Annotated in this window: 9 protein-coding genes; 1 reads left to right on the top strand and 8 read right to left on the bottom strand. The window is 69.6% G+C overall.

The window, feature by feature from the left end:
* From VGD44_RS16735 to gcvA, 7 genes are all read right to left on the bottom strand, one after another.
* A partial coding sequence (locus VGD44_RS16735; protein WP_331089145.1) for a TIGR01459 family HAD-type hydrolase occupies positions 1-593 on the bottom strand: 593 nt, incomplete at its 3' end.
* 59 nt (positions 594-652) lie between these two features.
* Complete coding sequence (locus VGD44_RS16730; RefSeq protein ID WP_331089143.1) at positions 653-1,900, bottom strand: EAL domain-containing protein; 1,248 nt, start codon at positions 1,898-1,900, stop codon at positions 653-655.
* Between the two features lie 162 nt (positions 1,901-2,062).
* On the bottom strand, positions 2,063-2,482 hold the full coding sequence (locus tag VGD44_RS16725; protein ID WP_331089141.1) for a glyoxalase/bleomycin resistance/extradiol dioxygenase family protein: 420 nt from the start codon (positions 2,480-2,482) through the stop codon (positions 2,063-2,065).
* A gap of 68 nt (positions 2,483-2,550) precedes the next feature.
* Positions 2,551-3,825 (bottom strand): RNA polymerase sigma factor, encoded by a 1,275-nt coding sequence (locus VGD44_RS16720; RefSeq protein WP_331089139.1) that lies wholly within the window; start codon positions 3,823-3,825, stop codon positions 2,551-2,553.
* Positions 3,822-4,205 carry a YciI family protein gene (locus tag VGD44_RS16715; protein ID WP_331089136.1) on the bottom strand — a complete coding sequence of 128 codons (384 nt, stop codon included), beginning with the start codon at positions 4,203-4,205 and terminating at the stop codon, positions 3,822-3,824. The genes VGD44_RS16720 and VGD44_RS16715 overlap by 4 nt, the downstream gene beginning before the upstream one ends.
* A 95-nt stretch (positions 4,206-4,300) precedes the next feature.
* On the bottom strand, positions 4,301-5,179 hold the full coding sequence (locus VGD44_RS16710; RefSeq protein WP_331089134.1) for a 3-hydroxybutyryl-CoA dehydrogenase: 879 nt from the start codon (positions 5,177-5,179) through the stop codon (positions 4,301-4,303).
* A 107-nt stretch (positions 5,180-5,286) separates the two neighbouring features.
* On the bottom strand, positions 5,287-6,180 hold the full coding sequence (gcvA, locus tag VGD44_RS16705; RefSeq protein WP_331089132.1) for a transcriptional regulator GcvA: 894 nt from the start codon (positions 6,178-6,180) through the stop codon (positions 5,287-5,289).
* A 123-nt stretch (positions 6,181-6,303) separates the two neighbouring features.
* On the opposite strand from gcvA, the gene VGD44_RS16700 reads away from it, so the two are divergent.
* Entirely contained in the window at positions 6,304-6,660 is a 357-nt protein-coding gene (locus tag VGD44_RS16700) for a TonB family protein (protein ID WP_331089130.1), read from the top strand.
* Between the two features lie 95 nt (positions 6,661-6,755).
* Here VGD44_RS16700 and VGD44_RS16695 read toward each other — a convergent pair.
* A partial coding sequence (locus VGD44_RS16695) for a DUF4242 domain-containing protein (protein ID WP_331089128.1) occupies positions 6,756-7,019 on the bottom strand: 264 nt, incomplete at its 5' end.

Raw genomic sequence — 7,019 nt, 5'->3', positions numbered from 1 at the left:
GGTTTGCCGGCCATCACAGCGCGGCCGCCGAGGCTCTCGTAGAGCTGGGCCAGCGCGCCGCCGCAGTAGATCAGCTTGTCGCCGCGCTGCACGACGATGTCGGGATTGGCGCAGATCAGCTCCAGGCCGCGCTCCACGCAGGTGACGAAGCGCGCGCGATAGTCGCCGGGCTCGTCCCGCTCGTCGTCGTACGGACCGGTCACCGAGATGAAGGTGGCGTCGTCCGGGTTGCCGTCGGCCAGGTCGAGGCCCTCATAGAGCGGGGCGTCGCGCTCGGGGCCGATCTTCCAGGCCGGGCCGGGCGCGCGCTCGGCCAGCAGCACGCGCGTGGCGTCGCCCGAGGTGACGAGGCGGGTCCAGGCCTCGCGCGGTACGCCCAGGCTGTCGAGCTGGGCGATGATCGGGGCGTGCGGCCGCGGTGCGTTGGAGATCAGGATCACCGGACCCACCTCGGCGCGGAAGCGCGCCAGCGCGGCGCAGGCGGCGGGGAAGCTCTCGCGGCCGTTGTGGATCACGCCCCACACGTCGCACAGCAGGACATCGTAGCGGGCGGCGAGGTCGGAGAGCCCGCGGATCGGCGTGGGGGAGGTCATCTGGCGCGGCGGTACAGAGCCGCGCCGTGGGCGTCAACCGTGGGACTGTGACAGACGCCTCAGGCGGCGCGGACGCGCAGGCGCTCGGCGGTGGGCGGCGGGGCGCCGGCTTCGGCCAGGACGTCGTTCTTTATCGCCCGCGGCTCGCCGAACAGGTGGCCCTGGCCCAGCTGGATGTCGAGGTCGAGGATGTCGACCACCTGGCGCTCGTTCTCGACCTTCTCGGCGACCAGGTCGACGCCATAGCGCCGGGCCAGCAGCGCGAAGTCCTCGGCGGCGAGGTCGGGCATCGAGCGCAGGACCAGGCGGTTCTCCATCTCGATCAGCTCGTCGAGCAGGGTCTGGGCGCCCACCTTCACGAACTTCACGTCGCAGCGCTGGAGGTCCTGCAGGTCGAGGTCGAGGTTGCGCACCTTGTCCAGGCTGAAGCGGAAGCCGAGGTCGGCCAGCTTGGCCATGTTGCGGGCGTGGACGCCGGTGCGCGTGTCGAACGCCGCTTGGCCGATCTCGAAGATCAGGGCCGGCGCGAGGTCGCGGTTGGCGCGGAGCAGATCCAGGAACTGCGGGAAGAACTCGTCGTCGCCCAGACTGGTCATCGAGATGTTGCAGAAGATGCCGACGCGGCGGTCCTGGCGGGCCAGGCGGCGCACGATCTGCACGCAGCGGAAGAGCAGCAGGTTGTCGATGGCGGTGACCAGGGCGCCGGGCTCGGCGACGGTCAGGTACTCGGCGGGCATGATCACCCGGCCGGCGGCGTCGCGCAGGCGCGTGAAGCTCTCGTAGAAGACGGTCTTGCGCTGGGGCAGCGCCATGACGGGCTGCAGGTAGAGGTCGACGCGGCCCTCCATCAGGGCCTCCTTGACCACCTCGGTCAGGCCCTGCGGCCGGTCGGCGCGGACGTCCTGGCCGCCGCGGGCGGCGAGGTAGGGAGCGCGCGGCTCCTCGATGCGCTGGCCCATCTTCTGGACCAGCTGTTCCAGCAGGTGGACTTCGCCGGTGAGCGCGGTGGAGCGCGAGACGTCGGCCTCGACGATCTTCGCCACGTCGGTGACGCGGCCGTCGATGGCGACCACCTGGTCCAAGAGGATGCGGTGGGCTTCGCGGACGGCCTCGACCTCGCCGCGCATCTCGCGCATCTCGAGGAAGCGCATGATCATGCCGTGCGAGGCGAGACAGAGCCCCAGGCACCCCATCATCGAGGACAGGGCCACGCCCCAACCGAGGCCGTTGCGCCACAGCGTGAGCGCCACGATCAGCGAGAGGCAGAGGTAGGTCGCACAGAGGAGCGCGAGGGTGAGCCGCCGCATGGATCCCGTTTCCGAATCACCCGGAGTATCGGACGCGGTCCCCGGGCTAGTCGAATTCATTAACCATGCATGCGCTTCCGGAATGGTTAACGCCGAGTCGGAAGTGGTGGGGCCCGCGGCTGGAGGGGGAGGGGCGGCCGCGGGCCCGGCCCGGCGCGGGGGTCAGCCGGGCTGGTTGAAGGACCACTGGACGCCGAACGGGTCGACGACCTCGCCGTAGGTGTCACCCCAGAACATCTTCTGCGGGGGCATCTTGGCGGTGCAGCCGGCGTCGACGGCCGTCTTGAACCACGTCTCGATGTCGGTGACCGGCAGGACGAGCGAGAAGGCCTGGGGCTTCACCGGCGCAAAGCCGTGCTCGGGATAGAAGTCTCCCAGCATCAGCGAGCTGCCGTTGATGTAGAGGTGGATGTGCATGGTGCGGCCCTGGTCGTCGACAGGGTGCTGGGTCGCGATCGTTGCGCCGAACGCCTTCTCGTAGAACGCGGCGGCCTGCACGGCGCCCTCGACGTTCAGATAGGCGACGACGCCGCCCTTGGTTTCGACCTGCGGGATGACCTGGGGTTCGAGGGTTTCGGACATCGGGGGCTCCTTCGTTCAGTCCTGCTCCAAGGACGAGCGGCGGCTCCCACGGCCGACATGGCGTCGGATTATTTCTTTCCGGCCATCGCGTCGCGCACGGACGGATCGTGGTCGGCCATCAGGCGGTCCAGGTGCTGGCGGATGTGGGCGGCCTCCGCGGCGGTGTTGGCGAGCGCGATGGCGCGGTCGAAGGCGGCGCGGGCCTCGGCGTGGCGGCCGAGCTCGAGGTTCAGCGCGCCCTTCAGGCCATGGAAGTGGAAGTAGCCGGCCAGCCGCTCGGCCAGCGGCTCGATCATCTCGAGCGCGGCCTCGGCGCCGGCCGTCTTCGAGACCGCGACGGCGCGGTTCAGGGTCACCACCGGCGAGGGCGTGAGCCGCTCGAGGTTGGCGTAGAGCGCGTCGATCTGGGCCCAGTCGGTGTCGGCGGGCGTGGCGGCGCGGGCGTGCAGGGCGGCGATGGCGGCCTGGACCTGGTAGGCGCCGGGCCGGCGGTGGCGCATCGCCTTGTCGATGAGCGCCAGACCTTCCGAGATCATCCGGTGATCCCAGAGGGTGCGGTCCTGGTCTTCCAGAAGCACGATCTGGCCTTCGTCGTCGAAGCGCGCGGGCGTGCGCGCGTGCTGGACCATCATCAGGGCCAGGAGGCCCATGATCTCCGGCTCGGTCTGGAAGAGCCGCAGCAAGAGGCGGCCCAGCCGGATGGCCTCGCCGCAGAGCTGGGCGCGGGCCGGGTTGTCGCCCGCCGAATATCCCTCGTTGAAGACGAGGTAGACCATGGCCGCGACCGCCGCGAGGCGCTCCGACCGCTCGATCGCGCCGGGCGTCTCGAAGGCGGTCTCGCCGTCGGCGACGATCCGCTTGGCCCGGGTGATCCGCTGCTCCATCGCCGCCTCGGTCACCAGGAAGGCGCGGGCGATCTGCTTCACCGACAGGCCCGAGACGATGCGCAGCGCCATCGCGATCTGCTGGGTGGCCGGCAGGTCCGGATGGCAGCAGATGAACAGCAGGCGCAGGACGTCGTCGCGGTAGTCGCTCGCGTCGACGAGGTCGGCGGCGCGGTCTTCCTGGTCGTCGAGGTCGGAGAGCACCTCCTCGGACGGCAGCTCGGTCTGGCGCGAACGCTTGCGCACCCCGTCGAGGGCGGCGTTCCGGCCCACCATGATCAGCCAGGCGGCGGGGTCGCGCGGCGGGCCGTTCTTCGGCCAGTTGTTGAGCGCCCGCAGGCAGGCGTCCTGGAAGGCCTCCTCGGCGGTGTCCAGGTCGCGGAAGTAGCGGAGCAGGGCCCCGACGGCCTGGGGCCGCGCGGCGGTGATCGCCGCGTTGATCCAGGCCAGGTCGCTCATGCCGCGGCGTCCGCGCCCAGGCTGACGCCGGCGTTGTAGACCGCGAGCGGCCGGATCTCGTAGGCGCCGCCGGGGTTGACCTCGCCCAGTTCCTTGGCGACCGCCAGGGCCTCGTCCAGGTCGGCCACGTCGATGATGTAGAAGCCCAGCAACTGTTCCTTCGTCTCGGCGAAGGGGCCGTCGATGACCAGCGGCGGATCGCTCTTGCGCAGCGTCGTGGCCGCGGTGGTCGGCAAGAGGCGCAGCGACGGGCCGAGCTTGCCCTGCCGCTCCAGCTTGCTGCGCACCACGGCGAGGCGGTCCATCACCTCGCTCTCCTGCCGCTTGTCCCAGGACCAGACCGTGGCCTCGTCGTTGTAGCAGAGCAGCGCGTAGAGCATGCGGGGGCCTCCTCGTGTGGTCCTAGGACGCGCGAGGATGCCAGACGCCGACAGCAGTTGGCGATTTTTCCCTCCCCATCAAGGGAGGGAAAGACTCACCGCGTCGGGACCGGCTTGTCGCCGCGGTAGTCGTAGAAGCCGCGGCCTGACTTGCGGCCCAGCCAGCCGGCCTCGACGTACTTCACGAGCAGCGGGCACGGGCGGTACTTCGAGTCGGCCAGGCCTTCGTAGAGCACGTTCATGATCGACAGCACGGTGTCGAGGCCGATGAAGTCGCCCAGCTCGAGCGGGCCCATCGGATGGTTGGCGCCCAGGCGCAGCGCCGTGTCGATGGCGTCGACGGTGCCCACGCCCTCGTAGAGCGTGTAGATCGCCTCGTTGATCATCGGCACCAGCACGCGGTTCACGATGAAGGCCGGGAAATCCTCGGCGTTCGAGGTGGTCTTGCCCAGGGACTGGGCGAAGCTGACGGCGACCTCGTAGGTGTCGGCGTCGGTGGCGATGCCGCGGATGATCTCGACCAGCTTCATGACCGGCGCCGGGTTCATGAAGTGCAGGCCGATGAACTTGCCCGGCCGGTCGGTGGCCGAGGCCAGGCGGGTGATCGAGATCGACGAGGTGTTGGAGGCCAAGAGCGTCGTCGGCTTCAGGTGCGGGCCCAGCGCCTTGAAGATGGTCTTCTTGGTCTCTTCGTTCTCGGTGGCCGCCTCGATCGCGAGGTCGGCGCCGCCGATGGTCTGCAGCTCGGCCGCGGGTTTGATCCGCGACATGGCGCCTTCCATGGCCGTGTGCTCGATCAGGCCCCGCGAGACCTGGCGGGCCATGTTCTTCTCGATCTGGGCGATGCCCTGGTCGATCCGATCAGGGCTCACGTCGTGCAGCAGGACGTCGTAGCCGCCCAGGGCGACGACATGCGCGATACCCGAACCCATCTGGCCGGCGCCGATGATGCCGACCGTCTTGATGTCAACCATTCAGGCTAAACCTCAATGCATAGGAGCGTTCGCCGCTCAATCGTGTGGCAGCTTTCTAACATGTGTATGGCGCGTTGCGGCAAGAGCCTTTGCTGCAACGCAAAATATCAGGCGGATTCGGTTCGCGCTGCGGTGGCCGCCTCGGCCATCAGCCAGTCGCGCAAGGCCTCGATCCGGCGGAGTTTTCGCGAGTCGGCGCGCCAGACGATCCAGAATCCGAGCTCGGAGGCCACCCCCTCGGCGAATGGTCGCACCAGCCGCCCGCTCTTGAGGTCCTGCTCGATGAGGCCGCTGCGGGCCAGGGCCGCGCCGATGCCCTGGGCGGCGGCCTCGAGCAGCATGGCGGAGTCCTCGAACAGCATCCCCTGCTGGCGCGGCGCCTCGAGGCCGAAAGTGTTGAACCACAGATTCCAGGGCCGGTGGCCGTGGTGCACGAGGGGCGCGTTCAGGAGGTCGGCCGGCGCCTTCAGCGGATGGCGGGCCAGGAACTCCGGGCTGCAGACCGGGACGAGGGTCTCGGAGATCAGGTGGACGGTTTCGACGCCCGTCCAGCGGCCGGCGCCGTAGCGCACCGCCATGTCGACGCCGTCGGTGACGAAGTTCGCCGCCCGATCCTCGACGCGGATTTCCAGGTTGGCGCCCGCCGGATCGGCCAGCATCCGCTGCAGACGCGGCGGCAGCCAGCGGTTGGCGAACTGGCTCTCGAGGCTGACGACCAGCGGATCGCGCAGGGCCGCAGCGTGGAAATCGTCGACGGCGTTCTTCAGCACCCCGATGCCGCGCGCCACCTCGGCGGCCAGCTTCTGGGCGTCGGGGGTGGGGATCATGGCGTTGCCGCGGCGCTCGAACAGGCGCGCGCCCAGCTCGGCCTCGAGCCTTCGGATCTGCTGGCTGACGGCGCCGTGGGTGACCGCCAGCTCCTGGGCCGCGCGGCTGTAGCTGCGGTGCCTGGCCGCCGCCTCAAGGGCGCGGAGCGCAAAGAAGGGCGGCAGGCGGGCCATGCCGGGTTGTTAGCGAGAGTAACAACCTCTGGCAAAATCTATCGTTCGCCCAGGTGCATTCCGCTTCCCATATCCGTTACGGCGGCGCTGCCGAAGGTGTGTAGAATCAAAGGACTATTTCCCATGAAGGTGCTCCCTCTCATGCTGTCGGCGGCCGCCCTGATCGTGTTCGGCAGCGCAGCCCAAGGGGCGACGCGGGACGTGCGCGACTACCTCCAGCGGGCCGGCGACGCCGCCGCGGCCCGGGTCGCCGCCGCGGGCGTCGACGTCGGCGAAGGCCTCGACGTGCAGGCCCGGGTCGACGCCGACGGCCGCCTGACCGCCGTCCGGGTCGTGAAGTCGACCGGCTCGCTGGAGACCGACAACCAGGCCGTGAAGGCGCTCAAGCGCATCCGGGTCGCCGGTCCGCCCAACGCGCTTCTGGGCGCCGATGTGACCATCGCGGTCACGAAGACGCCCCGCGTGCAGGCCAGCAAATAGCGACCCTGGCGCCGACCTCTTCCGCAAGGGGCTCTTCCGCAAGGACCCCTTCCGCAACTGGGGCGGCTCCGCTTCCGGGGAGTCGCCCTCTTTTTTCAGCCTGCCGTGGCCGGATCGATGATCCCGGTGATCTCGGTGACCCGCGAGGCCGGGAAGCCCGAGATGCGGGCGTGCTCCTGGATCACCTCCTCGTTCTCGGCGAGGTAGATGCAGAACGTGCGGTCCTTGGTGACGAAGGACTCCAGCCACTGCACCTTGGGGCCGAGCTGGCAGAGGGCGGCGTTCGACGTCTGGGCCGCGCCCTTCAGTTCGTCGGACGACAGCGCCCCGACGCCGGGGATGTCACGCTCGATCAGGTA

The organism is Phenylobacterium sp. (genome assembly GCF_036402295.1).
Classification (GTDB): Bacteria; Pseudomonadota; Alphaproteobacteria; order Caulobacterales; family Caulobacteraceae; genus Phenylobacterium.
This window is presented reverse-complemented; position numbering and strand designations above follow the sequence as displayed.

Excerpts from the sequence above, each read along its gene's own strand:
- VGD44_RS16730 (WP_331089143.1), bottom strand. The coding sequence starts at position 1,900 with ATGCGGCGGCTCACCCTCGCGCTCCTCTGTGCGACCTACCTCTGCCTC.
- VGD44_RS16725 (WP_331089141.1), bottom strand. The coding sequence starts at position 2,482 with ATGTCCGAAACCCTCGAACCCCAGGTCATCCCGCAGGTCGAAACCAAG.
- VGD44_RS16720 (WP_331089139.1), bottom strand. The coding sequence starts at position 3,825 with ATGAGCGACCTGGCCTGGATCAACGCGGCGATCACCGCCGCGCGGCCC.
- VGD44_RS16715 (WP_331089136.1), bottom strand. The coding sequence starts at position 4,205 with ATGCTCTACGCGCTGCTCTGCTACAACGACGAGGCCACGGTCTGGTCC.
- VGD44_RS16710 (WP_331089134.1), bottom strand. The coding sequence starts at position 5,179 with ATGGTTGACATCAAGACGGTCGGCATCATCGGCGCCGGCCAGATGGGT.
- gcvA (WP_331089132.1), bottom strand. The coding sequence starts at position 6,180 with ATGGCCCGCCTGCCGCCCTTCTTTGCGCTCCGCGCCCTTGAGGCGGCG.
- VGD44_RS16700 (WP_331089130.1), top strand. The coding sequence starts at position 6,304 with ATGAAGGTGCTCCCTCTCATGCTGTCGGCGGCCGCCCTGATCGTGTTC.